At 55.4% G+C, this 14,643-nt stretch carries 12 protein-coding genes; 1 reads left to right on the top strand and 11 read right to left on the bottom strand.

Annotated elements, in window-relative coordinates; all coding sequences use genetic code 11:
- Nucleotides 1–16: 16 nt before the first annotated feature.
- From JHC09_RS00665 to JHC09_RS00625, 9 genes are all read right to left on the bottom strand, one after another.
- Nucleotides 17–802, bottom strand: coding sequence for a MetQ/NlpA family ABC transporter substrate-binding protein (locus JHC09_RS00665; protein WP_169193902.1), 786 nt, complete (start codon nt 800–802; stop codon nt 17–19).
- A 28-nt stretch (nt 803–830) separates the two neighbouring features.
- Complete coding sequence (locus tag JHC09_RS00660; RefSeq protein ID WP_199530420.1) at nt 831–1,505, bottom strand: methionine ABC transporter permease; 675 nt, start codon at nt 1,503–1,505, stop codon at nt 831–833.
- Entirely contained in the window at nt 1,498–2,538 is a 1,041-nt protein-coding gene (locus JHC09_RS00655; protein WP_349236500.1) for a methionine ABC transporter ATP-binding protein, read from the bottom strand. Before JHC09_RS00655 ends, JHC09_RS00660 begins: the two co-directional genes overlap by 8 nt.
- 322 nt (nt 2,539–2,860) lie before the next feature.
- Nucleotides 2,861–3,937 carry a sn-glycerol-3-phosphate ABC transporter ATP-binding protein UgpC gene (ugpC, locus tag JHC09_RS00650; RefSeq protein WP_199530419.1) on the bottom strand — a complete coding sequence of 359 codons (1,077 nt, stop codon included), beginning with the start codon at nt 3,935–3,937 and terminating at the stop codon, nt 2,861–2,863.
- Between the two features lie 21 nt (nt 3,938–3,958).
- Nucleotides 3,959–4,807, bottom strand: coding sequence for a carbohydrate ABC transporter permease (locus JHC09_RS00645; protein ID WP_199530418.1), 849 nt, complete (start codon nt 4,805–4,807; stop codon nt 3,959–3,961).
- Nucleotides 4,797–5,732, bottom strand: a complete 936-nt coding sequence (locus JHC09_RS00640) for a sugar ABC transporter permease (protein WP_199530417.1) — start codon at nt 5,730–5,732, stop codon at nt 4,797–4,799. Before JHC09_RS00640 ends, JHC09_RS00645 begins: the two co-directional genes overlap by 11 nt.
- 69 nt (nt 5,733–5,801) lie before the next feature.
- Nucleotides 5,802–7,022: a sugar ABC transporter substrate-binding protein gene (locus JHC09_RS00635; RefSeq protein ID WP_199530416.1), complete on the bottom strand. Its 1,221-nt coding sequence runs from the start codon at nt 7,020–7,022 to the stop codon at nt 5,802–5,804.
- A gap of 16 nt (nt 7,023–7,038) precedes the next feature.
- Nucleotides 7,039–7,887 (bottom strand): DUF4037 domain-containing protein, encoded by an 849-nt coding sequence (locus JHC09_RS00630; protein ID WP_199530415.1) that lies wholly within the window; start codon nt 7,885–7,887, stop codon nt 7,039–7,041.
- Between the two features lie 4 nt (nt 7,888–7,891).
- Nucleotides 7,892–9,220, bottom strand: a complete 1,329-nt coding sequence (locus JHC09_RS00625; RefSeq protein ID WP_199530414.1) for an alpha-L-fucosidase — start codon at nt 9,218–9,220, stop codon at nt 7,892–7,894.
- A 207-nt stretch (nt 9,221–9,427) separates the two neighbouring features.
- Here JHC09_RS00625 and JHC09_RS00620 point away from each other — a divergent pair, with 207 nt between their 5' ends.
- A complete protein-coding gene (locus JHC09_RS00620) occupies nt 9,428–10,435 on the top strand; it encodes a LacI family DNA-binding transcriptional regulator (RefSeq protein ID WP_199530413.1) in 1,008 nt (335 codons plus the stop codon).
- A gap of 263 nt (nt 10,436–10,698) precedes the next feature.
- Here JHC09_RS00620 and JHC09_RS00615 read toward each other — a convergent pair whose 3' ends face one another.
- Both JHC09_RS00615 and JHC09_RS00610 read right to left on the bottom strand, forming a co-directional pair.
- Nucleotides 10,699–12,567: a P-loop NTPase fold protein gene (locus tag JHC09_RS00615; RefSeq protein ID WP_199530412.1), complete on the bottom strand. Its 1,869-nt coding sequence runs from the start codon at nt 12,565–12,567 to the stop codon at nt 10,699–10,701.
- A 48-nt stretch (nt 12,568–12,615) separates the two neighbouring features.
- Nucleotides 12,616–14,583 carry an AAA family ATPase gene (locus JHC09_RS00610; RefSeq protein WP_199530411.1) on the bottom strand — a complete coding sequence of 656 codons (1,968 nt, stop codon included), beginning with the start codon at nt 14,581–14,583 and terminating at the stop codon, nt 12,616–12,618.
- Between the last annotated feature and the right edge of the window lie 60 nt (nt 14,584–14,643).

Genomic DNA, 14,643 nt, shown 5'->3' with positions numbered 1-14,643 from the left:
GGCTGATGCGCAGTGCTTACCAGCCTGCGAGGATCGAGCCCTTGAATTCGGTTTCGATGAACGCCTTGATTTCATCGTTGTGGTAGGACGCGACCAGATCCTTGACCCACTGCAAGTCCTTGTCTTCCGAACGGACGGCAATGACGTTTACGTATGGGCCGGTTGGGCTTTCGCGCAGGATCGAACCGTTGACTGGGTCGAGACCAGCGTCTTCAGCGTAATTGGTGTTGATGCCAGCAGCATCCAGATCTGGCAGAGTGCGCGCGAGCTGAGCAGCGTCGATTTCGAGGAACTGCACGTTCTTCGGGTTTTCGATAACGTCGATCACCGAAGCCTTCGTACCAACGCCTTCCTTGAGCTTGATCAGGCCAGCGGATTCCAGAAGCAGCAGAACACGACCGCCATTGGTTGGGTCGTTCGGGAGGCCGATCTTTGCGCCTTCTGGCAGGTCTTCAAACTTCTCGAACTTGTCCGAGTAAACGGCGATCGGGAAGTTCACGGTGACAGCGACGGTTTCGATCTTGTAGCCGCGATCAGCGATCTGGTTGTCGAGGTATGGCTGGTGCTGGAACGAGTTGGCGGTGAGGTCGCCGGTCGACAGCGCTTCGTTCGGAATGACGTAATCCGAGAACTCCAGGATTTCCAAGGTGTGCCCCTTGGCTTCGAAGATCGGCTTAACCTGTTCCATAATCTGGGCGTGTGGGCCAGGGGTGACGCCAATCTTGACGTCTTCAGCAAAGGCTGGGGCTGCGATCAGCGATGCACCAGCGATCAGGGCAGCAGTAAAAGTCTTGAGGCTCATTTGAACAATCCGACTATTGGGAGAAAGATTAATGACGCGACCGCTTGTCGAAGCGGTTTGCGAGGAAGTCGCCCAGGCTTTGTACGCTCTGGACAATGACGATGAGCACCAGCACCACAGCCAACATGACGTCTGGCATAAAGCGCTGATAACCAAAACGAATACCCAGATCGCCCAAACCACCACCACCAACAGCTCCGACCATGGCCGAGAAGCCAATGAGGCTCACAATGGTCAGGGTCAGGCCGAGGGTGATGGCAGGAAGCGCCTCTGGGAGGAGGACCTTTTGCACGATCTGCAGAGGGCTTGCGCCCATTGAACGGGCCGCTTCGATCAGGCCGCGGTCAACGCCACGAATAGCGCCTTCGATGATGCGGGCGATAAAGGGCGCAGCTGCGATGGTGAGCGGGACAATCGCTGCCGTGGTGCCGATGGAGGTTCCCGCGATAAAGCGGGTCAGCGGCACAATGGCGACGACGAGAATGATAAACGGGGTCGAACGCGCAGCGTTGACGATAAGGCCAAGAATGGCATTGAGGGCAGGCGCCGCGAACAGCTCGCCCTTTTGGCTGGTCGCCAGAAAAACGCCCAGCGGTAGACCGATTGCCGTACCGACGATGCCCGATATCAAGACCATGTGGAATGTCTGGACAAGGCTATTCCAGAACAGGTTCAGCATTTGAGGCGAGAAGATCTCAAGCATAGCCAAGAACCTCCGTTTCGAGACCTAAGGTGCTGGCCTCTGTTTGCAATGCATCCAGCTTTTCCGGAGTTGCGTCGGCGCTGATGACCAGTGTGCCGAAAGGTTTGCCGTGGATATGGTCGACCTTGGCTTGGATAATGCCGAAATCGAGACCAAGACGGCGGGTTAGGACCGAAAGGAAGGGCTGCGCTGCGCCTTCACCCTTGAACGTGAGGGTGACATAGGCCTGCTTGCCAACCGCAGGAGCGGAAACGATCCGGTTGCGGATGTGCTCGGGCAGGGCGGTGCCTGTTAATTCGGACACGAACTTGCGCGTCGTCGCATTGGTTGGCTGGGTGAAGACATCATAGGTCGGGCCTTGCTCGACGATATGACCGCCTTCAATCACCGCGACCCGATCTGCCACAGCCTTGATCACGCTCATTTCGTGGGTGATCAAGAGAACGGTCAGATTGAACTCGGCATTGACCTGACGCAGGAGCGCCAGAATAGATTCAGTGGTCTCAGGGTCGAGCGCTGATGTGGCTTCGTCTGACAGCAGAACCTTAGGTTTGGTTGCCAAGGCGCGAGCAATACCGACTCGTTGTTTTTGGCCGCCAGACAGTTCGGACGGATAACGGTCGGCCTTATCGGCCAGCCCGACCAGATCGAGCAGCGGCAGGACGCGCTTTTTGATCTCGGCGGCCGGAACGCCAGCGATTTCGAGAGGCAACGCAACATTGCCATAGGCTGTGCGTCGCGCCAGCAGGTTAAAGTGCTGGAAGATCATGCCGATTGAACGACGTTCATCGCGCACTTGCTTTTCAGACAGCGCAGAAACCTCAACCCCATCAACGATGACCTTACCCGCGGTTGGCAGTTCGAGGCCATTGATGAGCCGGATCAGGGTCGACTTGCCGGCGCCGGACTTGCCGATGACACCGACAATGTTCCCACGCGGGATATCGAGATTGATGCCGCGCAGTGCGAAGACCTGATCATTCCCACCACGGGCAGCATAAGTCTTCTCAACGCCTTGCAGTCGGATCGCGATATCGGATGCCTCATGTGTGGGAGGCGATGTGTGGTCTAGATGGTCAGGCACAGTTATTCCTTTGCTCGACTAACTTTGTCGTCTTTATGCGCCAATCTGTCGAGCGAACGAAATTCAAATGAACCGTTCACCTCAGGATTTTTGTCTTTAGAAGACGCCTTCTGCGCAAATTTCCTCTCAACCCTTTGAATGGGCGGGGTTTATAGCCAAAACGACTATAGCAGATTGCGCGTAATAGTGGCCAGCACAGTGACTGGCCACGCTCGGCTTCGTGAAGCTGTGCGGGAGAGGTAAGGGTCGAGTTTTTGGCCTACCGAGATTCTTAGGAAGGGATATCACTGATGCGGTGACCACTGGTCGTATCGAAGAGTATCATCTTCGATACATCGGTGCGCACAGACATTGGTGAGCCAATTGATCCGAACAAGCGATCCCGTGTGAGTACGGTGAGATCATGCGCACCAGCGTGCACAACAAGATGGGTTTCCGCCCCGGTCGGTTCTATGCTCTGCAACGTGCCGGAGATCGGCCCGCCTCCAAGAGTAATGTGCTCGGGACGTATGCCGGCGGTTATCGATTTTCCGTGTAGGCCACGCGCGCTAGCAGGAAGCGGCCAACGAACCCCTTCTGCGTCGACGAGGACAGGTTCGCTCGTTGCATCAACCTGCCCAATGAGAAAGTTCATTGCAGGCGACCCAATGAAGCTGGCGACGAAACTATTTGCCGGTTGATCGTAGATATCTAAGGGCGAGCCAACTTGTTCAATGACGCCAGCGCGCATGACCACGATGCGGTCTGCCATCGTCATGGCTTCCATCTGGTCGTGGGTGACATAGATCATTGTCGCGCCAAGACGGCTATGCAGCGCCTTGATTTCACTCCTCATTTGAACGCGCAACTTGGCGTCAAGATTGGACAGAGGTTCGTCAAAGAGAAACACAGCAGGATTGCGAACAATGGCGCGCCCCATCGCAACACGTTGTCTTTGGCCGCCGGACAATTGGCGCGGGTAGCGTTCTAACAAAGGTTGAAGGTGGAGGATTTCGGCGGCGCGGTTCACTTCTGACGCAATGTCAGCCTTGCTCTTTTTGGCGAGTTTTAGGGAAAACGCCATGTTGTCGTAAACGGTCATGTGCGGGTAGAGCGCGTAGCTCTGGAACACCATCGCGATGTCGCGCTCTTTGGGTTCGAGGTCATTGACCACGCGATCGCCTATGGCTATTTCGCCATCAGTGATGGTTTCGAGACCCGCGATCATGCGCAGCAGGGTCGACTTTCCGCAGCCCGATGGTCCCACGAGCACCACGAACTCGCCATCCTCGGCGTTGACGGACACCCCATGCAATACCTGGGCAGCACCGTAGGCCTTGACGACATTACGAATTGAAACACTGGCCATGATGACCTCCTGTTTTCGCGCCTATCGGCCGCCCATGCCGGCATTGAGTGCGATGGACTTGTAGATGAGTTTTTGGAGCAGAATAGCGAGGGCAATGCCGGGCAACATCGAAAGGGCCGCGCCCGCCATGATGTAGTTCCACTGCGTGCCCTGTTGGGTTTGAAATTGGGTAAGCCCCACAGGCAGCGTGGCATTCTCGGTGCCGGTCATGACGATCAGCGGCCAGAGGAAGTTGTTCCATTGACCAATGAACGTGAAAAGCGACAGCAGGCCGATCGCTGGCATGGAGAGCGGCACGATAATGGAGATGAGGATACGCAAACGCGAGGCCCCATCTATGCGTGCAGCCTCCTCAAGCTCCATGGGTATGGAGAGGAAGAACTGCCGCATGAGAAACGCGCCGAAGGTGCCGAAGGCAACGGGTAGGATTACCCCTTGGAACGTGTTCACCATGCCCAGTGCATTGACGATGAGAAACAGCGGAATGATCAGCATGATCCCCGGAACCATAAGCGTGCCAAGGTAGCCCATCAGCAAGAGGTCGCGTCCGGGGAAGTTCAGCCGAGCAAACGCGTAACCAGATAGGCACGAAATTATGACGGTGATGATGGTCACGCTCACGGCGACGATCATGCTGTTGAGAAAGAACCGCCCGAACGGCAACTCGGTCCAAGCCCGTACGAAATTGTCCCACTCGAACTGATGGGGGAGCAGCCGTACGGGTGTCGCCAGAACTTCCACATTGGAGCGCACAGCATTCGACACCATCCAGAAGAATGGGAAGAGGAAGATGAGTGCCACGATGATCAGCAACACATGGCTGACCAGTTCGGCCGGGGTGAAGTGCAGTTTTTGGCGCTTAGTTGTCATAGTGCACCCACTTGCGCTGTAGCCAGAATTGGAAGGCGGTGAGCGCCATGATCATGGCAAACATCACCCACGCGATCGTTGAGGCATAGCCCATCTGGAAGTTCTGGAAGCCACGCTGGTAGATGGCGTAGCCCAGGGTCGCCGTGGCATTGCCGGGACCGCCGCGGGTCATGACATAGATCTGATCAAACACCTGCAGCGAGGAAATCGCCGTCATCACCATGCCAAAAAACAGCGTAGGGGAAATCAAGGGGAGGCGGATCTTCCAGAAGCGGTCCCAAGCGGTAGCTCCATCAATACGCGCTGCCTCAAGGTAGCTTTGAGGAACCATATCGAGCGCAGCATTGAACAAGACCGTGTTGTAGCCGACGCCAGCCCAAAGAGAGACGATGATCACGGCCTGCATGGCCAGACCTTGATTGGTCAGCATGTTTGGCATGGTGACGGAAATGGCCTGCATCACCCCATCAAAAAAACCGCCCGGCATGAAGATCAGCAGCCACACTATGGAGACAGCAATGCCGGGCGTGAAGGTGGGGAGAAAGAAGATGACCCGGAACCATTTCTGGCCGAACTTGGCGCTCGATATCCATGTCGCAAGGGCCAATGAAATCACGAGGTTGAGGATCAGATACTCGACCGTGAAGAACAAGGTGTTGCGCAGAACGGGCCAAAACTGCGGATCAGCAGTGAGCAAACGTTGGTAATTGGCGAAGCCAACGAACTCTGGCGTGCCAAGGAGCTTCCAATTGGTGAAACTCAGAACCACCGAGGCCAGAATGGGGAGCACAAGGAAGAGGATCATGCCGATGAGGCCGGGCAGCAGGAAGAACAATGCTGTGCGGGCTTCCTGCGCCGCAATGCGGCTCTTCTTGGGGTTCACTGGCACAACTATGCGCGTTGCGCCCGTTTCTATCGCTGTCATGGCTCCGTCCCTTGCTAAACTGAGGGTGACCCGGCGGAATTGCTCCCGCCGGATCGGGGGGAGAAGGTTTTAGAACGGCAGCTGGTTCTGAATGTCAGTCAGGACAGCTTCGGTCGTTGAGTCACCCTGCAAGGCCAGTGGCATGTACTGGGTGATCAGATTTTCAAAATCGTTGTACTTTTCGTTCAGACGGAACTTGGTCGAGTGCTCAAAAGCGTAGGTGAGCGCCTCGCGTGCGCCGACGACATCCTTTGCGGCCTCGTCGTACCAGAATTTTTGGGCGTCGAGACGGCCCGGCAGCGCCCGGCCAGCGGTTGCAAGGATTTCGGCAGCTTTCGGGCCGGTGAGAACGGCGAGAGCCTTAAAAGCCTCATCCTTGTGCTTGCTGGTGGCGGCAACACCCCAGCCAGAACCTGCAGTGATGAAACGAGACGTCCCATCGCCGCGCGGCAGTGGCGCCACGCCGATTTTGAAATCAACGCTGTCTTTGGTCTGGACCAGCACCCAAGGACCATCGATGTACATCGCTGCTTCACCGGTCGCAAATCGACCACTCCCAGTGATTGCGCCTGAACCTGAGGCGAAGACTGGCGACGTCTTGTCGACATTGACGAGATCAACATACTTTCCGACGGCCTCGACATAGCCAGGGTTAGCTGCGTCGAACTCATCGGCGTCATTAAGGTATTCGGCGCCCAAAGCGACCGGACCGGCGATGAAATCAAAAGCCTGAGTGGCGTAACCGTATTTGCCATCGCCGGTAAGCTTGATCGCGGCATCGCGGAAGTCGTCGAAGGTCCAGTCTGGGGCTGGGGTCGGAATGCCCGCTTCTTCAAAACGGTCTATATTGTAGTAGACGACCCAAGGACCAACGTCATAGGGCAGGGCGTATTGCGTTTCGCCATGCGAAAGCCCCTCCATAATGGAGCTTTCGTAGAGATTGACGTCAAACCCTTCCTTCTCGAAGTATGGATCAAGCGGCTCAAGAATGCCGTAGAAGGTGGGCATGCGCATCGACTGCATGGCGACGATGTCAGCAATTTGCCCGGATGAAGCAAGAACGGGAAGGCGCGTCCAATAGTCCGTCCAACCCGAGAACTGTGGCGTCACCGTAATATTCGGATACTGTTCGGTGACCAGTGCTGCAAGGCTTCCGAACAGGGCGTTGTCTTTTTCATCGCCCCACATTTGCCAGGTCAGATTGACCTGTTCCTGACTATAACTTGGGGCAGCAAACAGGGATGCACTGGCTAAGGCCGTTGTGGCCAATAAAACAAGATGTCGTCTCACGATAGTCTCCTCAAACCTACGAAAGATCTCCACGGGCCTCCGGCCGCAGCTCCTCGACTGCGGATGGAAGTTTTCGACCGACTTCGGCCGATATCAGGGTCTCCACATCATTGATCATGGAGACAATATTTTCGCGTTGGCGATGCCACCGATCCGGGGCGTTTCCCGGTTCGACAATTTCGACCATGCGTTCAACAAAATGCGGGGGCAGTTGTGGCAGTTCATGGGCCAAGACCAGGTTCCAGCCATCGCCCGGGAAGTATCGCCGGTTAAAGGCGAAAACGACCTGCATGATGGCGTTCACCAGCTTGCCCGTGATGCCAGCGAGAAAGACAAGGTCGAGCCGGATGACCTTGCTGGTGTAGTGGTAATCGCTCTTCCAATAATCCAAGATTTTGCGGTAATGCGTAAAGATCGCGCTACGCAATATCTCCGGGAACACCGCGAGCTCCATCCGCCAGGATTGCAGCTCTCCGCGCGGATCGTAAGCGATAAGCTGGGTACTGAGGTCCGTTGGGAGCTGATACCCCCAGATCGTCCACTCGAACTGCTTTTCGACCACTTGTCCGGCCAGCCACCCATTCAGATCACGCCGAACGCCTTGATAGCTGCGCATCCAAATGCCATCCATGCGGGCACCAAGCTTCTGAAAGCGCCGCTGCTCCAGCAAGAAACGCTGCCATTGTGGGGTTTGCTGCAAGTGCGGACGATAGGCGTCCGAATAGGCGCGGAAATCATAATCCGACAACGCATCGGCACGCCCTTTACCGTGCGAGCCGGCCAGCGCGACCGCTGCCGCACCGTCTTCCGCCAGATCGGCGATCAGCGGTACCATGACAGCGATAAGTTCGTCGCGCAGGCTCATTGTCTTATGCCTCGTCGTGGAGAATGAGTTCTACGACGGGCGACACCATGTCTGGCTTGAGAACCGGTAGCTCCAAAGTCAGCATATTGGCGCCGACAGCGACCCCGATATTGCTATCAACTTCCGCCTTAGGGTCCAGCCAGTGGATCTCGCTCGCATCGTGCAAGAGCTGGGCATAGCGCACCTTGCCGCCCAGATTGGCGATGTGAACATGACGGAACGGCCAAGTCTGCAAATGCAGATAGAGCCTGTTACCCTTTTGCGTGAATTTGCAGCCGTTCGGTGCCTGATATTTGGACGGGCCAGCGCCATAAATGGAGCGGCTATTATAATGCAACCACTCGCCATAGGTCTGAAGCGCAGTGACGGCGCGCTTATCAAAAGTGCCACGACCTGTCGGGCCCACATTCATAAGTAGATTGCCGCCGAGAGCAACGGTGTCGACGAGGATATTGATGAGCTGATCAGCATCCTTCCACGTGCTTTCGTCGCGGTGATAGCCCCAAGAGCCCGAGAAGGTATGGCACACTTCCCAGCGCACCGGGCGGCCATTGATGGTTGGGGCTTCGCGCGGCGTATATTGCTCCGGGGTCGCCAGATCCTTCGGGAAATTCCCATCCGTTGGCAGGTCGAGACGGTCGCCGACGATAATGTCGGGTTGGAGCTGGCGCACGAGGCCAATAAGTTCCTCGCTTTCCCAATCAGTCCGGCCCTTGCCGGGCATGCCGCGATAGTCGCGGTTGGGATAAGAGAAATCGAACCAAATGACCGAAATTTCACCGAACTCTGTCAGGAGCTCAGTCACCTGATTGCGCATGTATTCCGCGTATTTACGGATATCGCGGCTCTTGTTCATCTCGAGCGCATCAGGGTGATTGCGCAGCACATGAATGCCGTCAATCGGGAATTCCGGATGATGCCAATCGATCAGCGAATAGTAGAAGCCGACCTTCAGGCCTTCGGCACGAAACGCTTCGACATATGGCTTCAAGAGGTCCTTGCCATATGGAGTGTTGGTCGCCTTGTAGTCCGTAAACTTACTGTCCCAAAGACAGAAGCCTTCGTGGTGCTTGGCAGTCAGCACCACATATTTCATCCCCGCTTCACGGGCGTGTCGTGCCCATTCCTTGGGGTCGTATAGGTCCGGATTAAAATTCTCAAAATACTTGGCGTAGTCTTCGGGCGAGGTTTCCTCGCGGTTCATGACCCATTCGTGCCGAGCGGGCAGGGCGTATAGACCGAAGTGGATGAACATCCCAAAGCGATCTTCTGAAAACCAGGCCTTGCCACTTGCGCCATCATCGGCGCGGCTCAGCGTCAGCGAGCTATCCATCAATTCCTCCCAGAACCATATCGAACCGGTTCGATGTAATAGTTTGCTGAGATGTTAACTTTGTCAAGAAGGGTAGGGTCAAAAATCGAACATCACGGAAATGGGGCTTGCAGTCTGGCCGATTTTGCCTAGAAATGCGCAGGAAAGCGGTACGTATATCATTCGATCTTCGCAGCGCTCTAGCAATTGAAACGGTTCGATAAAAGCATGGCCACGATACGTGACGTTGCCAAAATTGCAGAGGTTTCTGTTTCCACCGTGTCACTTGCGTTCAGCAATCCGGGGCGGGTGAGTGCGGCTACGTTAGAGAAAATTCGTGCCGCTGCTGCGACCGTTGGTTATGCGGCTGATCCGCTGGCGCAGAGTCTGGCGCGCGGCCGTAGTCGTATGATTGGGTTCGTTGTCGGTAATGTCGGTAACCCGTTTTTTGGCGATATACGACGTGAGCTAGAGAACTACGCACTCACCCATGAGCACTTCGTTTTGGTCACGGATACCTCGGGCCAGCCGGAGCGGGAGCGGGCGCTCATTGAGCATCTTGTCGGGCTCAAAATCGCCGGTCTAGCACTGGCACCGGCCAGCTCGGGCAAGGATTACGTCGATTTTATCCAATCCCTGAACATTCCCGTGGTTTGTTTTGACCAGAAGATCGCCGGTCTGGAACGCGACTTTGTGGGCTCGGATAACTTTATGGCCGGCGCGATGCTCACAGAGCATCTTCTACAGCTCGGTCACAAGCGCATCGCCTTCATCAAAGGACCGGACCATTTCAACACCGCTGCGGAACGCTATCGAGGCTTTGTGCAAACAATGGCCGGGGCGGGCGTCGAGGTTAATCCCGCCTATGTGGTTGATGGTAAATTCACGAGATCTGGCGGCTATGCGGCTGCAATGAACCTCTTGGTGCAGCCGCAGCGGCCCACAGCCATAATCGGCGCGAACAATACGGTTGCGCTGGCGGCCTTGCAGGCAATGCAGGAACTTGGGTTCCGATGCCCGGACGATATTTCGCTGGCCATGATCGACACCGTGCAATGGGCAGACGTTATCACGCCGAAGATCACGACCGTGGTTCAGGATTCCGTGCAGCTGGGCAATATCATCGCGCAGCGGCTCGTGCACCGCATAACTGATCCAAAGTTTGCAGCAGAGCCTGCGCAGGATTTTACGCTCACGCCAAGATTTGTCGCTGGCGCTTCGTGTCGGAAGCTTTAGTGACGGCTCGGTGCAGCAGGCGTCACATGAGCCGTGACGGAGCAAGTTAGCCAACCAGTTCGCCTTAGCTTTCTGCGCTGTCATTTGCCAAATCGATAGGATGCCGATCAGAATTCACCAATCCGATTGTTCCATAATATATATTATGCGCTATTTTACATAATGTCCCCCTACGGCAACCAGTGTCCCGTGCAATGGAATTTGGCACTGGCTGTTAATCAATTTTGGCACTGACCGGGACGCCGCCCGACATTGATCGAAACTCAATCCGTCTTGGCCTGAGCGTCAGCAGCTTCTCGTTCTGCTGCCTCAATGTCCTTCAAGACCTTGTCGATGGTCCAGGCGGTTAGCTGTCTGATGCGCGTTGCCTTCACTGGTTCTGCCATGTTGGCCTCTTCCAGCAGCAACTGGCGAACTTCTTCAAGCCAGGGCCGTTCTGCCTTGAGTTCCTTTGCCAAACCGCCGTGCTTATAACGGTCGCCCACGGCCCTCATCGCGGAATGCGTGTTCGATGCCGAGAGCGCCAACACACTGTCGACAAAGCGTTTGGGCGGTATACTGACTAGTATGGGTGTATTTGCATATCGAGTGTCACCGGTGTTGCTGTAATTGATCCGGCGCCAGAACAGGTTGTCGTCGGCAGCCATTTCGTCCAGCAGTTCCTCACCTAGGGCTGGGTAGCTGTCTTGTAGCACCTCCTCCTGTTGCTGCAGAAGGTATGCAAGTAGTTCGCGGAATTCAGCGGTTTCCCGGCTGGAGAAACCTAAGCCGGCATGAGCTCTGAAATCCTCGCCCAGATCCTTGCTGTAAGCACCGAGCTTCCCCTGAGCCTTCAACTCGTCGATATAGCCCCTGCCCTGACCCACCACCGTACTTTTGTCGAACGGAATAAGTCCCTGCTCGCTAAGTATCAATCTTAGACCAAAAACGTGCAGGATTTCGCCCCGCTCCACATATGAACGGCTTTTGAACTTCGCCTCCATGTCTTCGATCGACTTCTCGACGATATCGTCATCGAGAAGCTCCTTTTCCCAGACCACCCTCCATGACGGCGCTTTGGCGGGAGACGTGAATAAGTGGCTGCCAGCAAGGCTGGATATGATCAAGTCCTTGTCGATTGATCCTTTCGCAAAAAGTTCTACCACCAAATCGTTAGTCAACACCGTGTCGTACAGATCGACCCCAGGGTATTTCCGGGCGGCTATCTTAAAAGCCGACGGCTTGTCTTTCCCATCTCCAAACATGCCATCATACCGGCTGCGCTGCTTGATCGCATCGGCATCCAGCGCGCCAAGCTTGAACTCGATGGCAAGCGCCAAGAATATTCCCAGGACGGTCTGGAGGCTTTCGGTCTTCTTGCGGAATTCGACTGGTAGCGCCTTGTAGAAGCGCCCGAAGTCCCAAAGGGCCTGTTGGACCACTCTAAGGTTTCCACGGTCAGACTCCCGCGCGATGGCGATTACGAGATCGATGTTCGACTGAAGGAACCCCTTGGCTTCCCTATCTTTGATTTTGACTATGAACGCAGGTATCGCCTGGGCGATATCAGGTACGATAGCCAGCGCCTGGCCAATGACCTTTTCTTTCCGGCGCTTGTACTCTGGCTTGTCATCCTCTTTGACTTCATCTTCGTTCGCCAGAAGGACGACTTTGCAGTCCCCGTGCTCAACATATGGGTTCACGTAGCCCAGCGCGGTGATCAAGCTCACGTCGCACCGCTCTAAGTCATCAAAGACGAAAACATCGGCATCGAACCTCTCAAGGTAGTCTTCAATCGACCCCTTCAGGCTAACGCGCAGGACCGACAGAAGCCCACCGATGGCAGCCAAACTGGCCTTCACCGCTTTGTTGGTTAGAAATGGATAGAGCGCCGCAAGAACAGCTCGGTCGAACTCTTCCTTAGAGCCCACGCCATAAAGGCTGACGTAAACGTGCTTGGTTCCAGACGATCGCAATTGCCCAAGCAAATTCTTGACTAAGTGTGTCTTGCCGCCTCCCCATGGCCCGGTGATCATGATGGCATAGTGAGGCGCATCTGGAAGGTTCAGGTAGAATTCCAGATTGGAGCGCACGTGAACATTCGGATCTTCGGGAATCGAACGTGAACGCTTAAAAACGTCAAACCAGCCCATAACGACACTCGCGTTTTTGTAACCGCAACGGGTGGTTGCGCATCGCCCCTACTCCAAGAGACTATTGAACGTATCAAACACTCTCTGGGCTCGGTCGAGGGACCTAGCGACGGTAGCTCCCTTCGCATCGAGCAACTTCGGGTTTTTTATGAGCCAGAACGCTGGAGCGTAGTGGTCGAAATTCGGCACACTTGGCGGCATCACGGCGAAGAAAGCCTCTGCTTGCTTGAGTAGGCGTTCCGTATGAGGTTTGGCTGCCGACAGATTCTCTTTGGTTGCCCGTCTCGGCTCCTCGAGTTCATAGGTGCCGTTCAGTATAGAGGCAAATACCTCTGGCTCGAACATGTCCTCAATGTCGGCCTCGGAGCGTCCAAGGAAATCGGCCATCGTGTAGAGATGCCCTGCTTTGAGGATGTCCGAGCGCTTCATGTCCTCGATTTTACGCTTGTCACCCTGCGCTTCGTCCGTCAGCACCGCTACTTGCAGGTCGTTGGCGCCAAAAAGCGACATGAAGGGCCTGATCTTATCGATGCCGCCGGCCGGACAAAGGGTCCATCTGGCGTCAAGACCCGCCCTGCCCCTTCGTTTCAATGCGTCTGACAGGGACTGCAGGTAAAGAATGTCACCCGGGCCTTCAACTAGAAGGGTGTGCTTACCCACGAAAAGGGATTGGGTGATCTCGTATCCCAAAGCGCCTTGAAGTGGAAAAATTGTGTCGGGGTCACGCGTGAGCACATCGCTGCGGACTTTGGTGCCAAGGGGCACGCGTCGCGGTCCCTTCATTTCTACTTGATCCTCCACAATTCGAACGGAGGGCAAGTCGTCGGCAGGCACCATAAAGGGGGAATGGGTAGAGAAGATTATCTGGTGATGAGGCGCGAGTTTTTCCGCGAAGAACCGCAGCAGATCCGCCTGGGCCTTACCGTGCAAGGTTAGCCCCGGCTCGTCTAGCAGCAGTACGACGGGAGTCTGCTCGTCCTTCACTTGGGCGAACTTGACCAGGAATGAAAAAAACCAGACAAACCCCGCACTTCGTTCTGAGAACGGCGTGTCGACGCGGTGGAGGGAGTTGTTGATGCGAGCCCAAGCTATCGTTCCAGAGTTCAGCGGTTCTGGATCGCCCGAGCGGGCCTGCTCGACACGCACGTTAACGCTAAGGTCTGGATTTTGCGTCCAGTACTCGAGGATTTGGTCGGTAATGTTGTTCGATGCCGCCTGTAGGCGAGCGTTGAAGGTTTCATAGGTGTTTACACTGGTGATTTCCCCAATCGGCACACCAGCATACTCGAGGAACTCGGCGAAAAGCTTCTGCCCGCGATGTTGGTCAAGTTCGATGTTATTATTTTTGATCAGATTTCGGGTGTGTTCAATCTGGATTGCACCATCCATCCGATCGTACGACGAGAAGTACATGAACTTGGGCATCAACGACCGAATGAGGGCATCCACCTGACTCTTCACGGAGCCATGCTCGTCCAGATGCGCCTTCAGGGCTTTCTGACGATCAGTAAGAGCGGACAGTTCCTTCAACCTGTTGATAAGTTCTGAGGTCGTACCGATCTTGCCTATCGTGGCTGCCTCGGCTTCGTCGATAGAGAACTTTTCGTACAGGGACTTGATCGCAGAGCCGTAGTTGATACTAGCCTCGACCTCAGGCAACTTGCTGCCATAGCGACGAAGGATCTTGACTTTGTTGGAGGTGACGACGCCACTGCCTACCAGCGCTGCAACTTGGGCCATCTCAAGAGAAGTCAGCTCCCATGTGGTCGATATGGCAATCGCGTCTTCCTCTGGATGGCGCACACCATACTGGGTCAACAGGCGCCGCGGGTAGTCGCGCTCTTTGTCCAGTATAGCCGGAGTTGACGCGTGTGAATTGAGCGCAGCCATCGCCAAGAGGATTGCACTCTTGCCGGCTTCGTTTTTGCCGACCAGGCATGTGATCGGGGAGACCGAAAACTCTTCACTATCATCTACGGATCTGAAGTTTGTAACGTGAGCAGTTTCGAGACGCATCTGCAGTTCCTTCTATTTTACCGGCGCCGCACAAGAGTTGGCCGCTCGGGGATATCAGGC

Origin of the sequence: Devosia sp. MC532 (assembly GCF_016461625.1) — a bacterium.
Lineage (GTDB): Bacteria > Pseudomonadota > Alphaproteobacteria > Rhizobiales > Devosiaceae > Devosia.
Note: the sequence above shows the minus strand (reverse complement) of the source record. Positions and strands in the feature narration are given on the sequence as shown.

Coding starts and splice junctions, on each gene's coding strand:
- JHC09_RS00610 (WP_199530411.1), bottom strand. CDS start 14,583: ATGCGTCTCGAAACTGCTCACGTTACAAACTTCAGATCCGTAGATGAT.
- JHC09_RS00640 (WP_199530417.1), bottom strand. CDS start 5,732: ATGACAGCGATAGAAACGGGCGCAACGCGCATAGTTGTGCCAGTGAAC.
- JHC09_RS00665 (WP_169193902.1), bottom strand. CDS start 802: ATGAGCCTCAAGACTTTTACTGCTGCCCTGATCGCTGGTGCATCGCTG.
- ugpC (WP_199530419.1), bottom strand. CDS start 3,937: ATGGCCAGTGTTTCAATTCGTAATGTCGTCAAGGCCTACGGTGCTGCC.
- JHC09_RS00660 (WP_199530420.1), bottom strand. CDS start 1,505: ATGCTTGAGATCTTCTCGCCTCAAATGCTGAACCTGTTCTGGAATAGC.
- JHC09_RS00645 (WP_199530418.1), bottom strand. CDS start 4,807: ATGACAACTAAGCGCCAAAAACTGCACTTCACCCCGGCCGAACTGGTC.
- JHC09_RS00615 (WP_199530412.1), bottom strand. CDS start 12,567: ATGGGCTGGTTTGACGTTTTTAAGCGTTCACGTTCGATTCCCGAAGAT.
- JHC09_RS00630 (WP_199530415.1), bottom strand. CDS start 7,887: ATGAGCCTGCGCGACGAACTTATCGCTGTCATGGTACCGCTGATCGCC.
- JHC09_RS00620 (WP_199530413.1), top strand. CDS start 9,428: ATGGCCACGATACGTGACGTTGCCAAAATTGCAGAGGTTTCTGTTTCC.
- JHC09_RS00625 (WP_199530414.1), bottom strand. CDS start 9,220: ATGGATAGCTCGCTGACGCTGAGCCGCGCCGATGATGGCGCAAGTGGC.